This is a genomic window from Vibrio sp. Vb1554 (assembly GCF_033344235.1).
The window spans coordinates 1-1,136 of record NZ_JAWPOJ010000183.1 but is presented as its reverse complement, the minus strand read 5'-3'; the positions used below and the strand labels follow the sequence as shown (position 1 = coordinate 1,136).

The window sequence follows — 1,136 nt, the reverse complement described above, 5'->3', positions numbered from 1 at the left end:
TCACCTCGTCAGCAGACTCAATCTGCTCTAGAGAGCTAAGGTCAGTAAATTCTTTACCAAAACGCAGTGAGTCTTTGCCTTTTGCACTTACGCGGAATTTACCATCAGTCAATATATTCATAAGAGCCACTCGGTTTAGTGCGCGTGGTCGGAAAGTTTGTAAGCTCTCTTCTGATTCGTTATGGCGCTGAGTAGGGTGCTGAGCAATCACTTGTTTTGCTTTTTCAGTCACGTCGACCGCTTGGTAGTCATGCATCTGAATAACGGTATTCGCCACATCTAGGTAATCACCAGAGCCACCCATAACGATGATAGTAGAGATATCCAGTTCATCACGTAATTGACCGATACGGTCAACCAACGGTGTGATTGGCTCATCGCCTTTTGCCACAAGTGCCTGCATACGCTCATCACGAATCATAAAGTTAGTTGCAGATGTGTCTTCATCGATCAGCAGTGATGTCGCACCGGCTTCGATAGATTCCTGTAACCAAGCCGCTTGCGATGTTGAACCTGATGCATCTTGCGTTGAGAAATCTGCAGTATCTTTACCCATTGGCAAATGGTTGATGTAGTTCGACAGATTTAAGTGATGCACACAACGGCCATCTTCTGCACGAATCTTCATCGCTTTCTGATCTGTTACGATGTACTCGCGACCATCGCCAGGAATGTGATCGTAAATAGAACGTTCAATGGCGTTCAGTAAGGTCGACTTACCATGAAAACCACCGCCGACAATCAAAGTGATGCCTTTGGGAATGCCAAGTCCAGTTATGTAACCTTTGTTTGGTGCATGCAAAGTCACTTGCAAAGACTCAGGAGCCGTAAACTCCACTGCTTCTTTCATCGGTAAATCACAGTTACCCGCAATACGTGGTAGAACGCTACCATTCGCAACAAACGCAACAAGATTGTGTGCTTCTAATTGTTCTCTTAGTGCGCTTTGATCTTCTACGACTTGACAGTGCTTCACCATTGCTTCTTTATCCAACTCACGCTCAAGCGTCGCGCGTCGAATAAACTTAGGCAGATGAAACGTTAGGATGTTGTTCGCCTTTTTACCAAGCACAGAACGGCCTTCAGCGGGTAGGTTGACACGAAAACGCAGTTCAATCCCTTCTTCTGTGAATAGC

The 1,136-nt window shown here is 45.8% G+C and carries 1 protein-coding gene; it reads right to left on the bottom strand.

The genetic code is table 11. From position 1 onward, the window contains the following. Positions 1-1,136: ABC-ATPase domain-containing protein (locus tag R8N28_RS24785; protein ID WP_318183613.1), on the bottom strand; the 1,136-nt coding region annotated here is incomplete at both ends.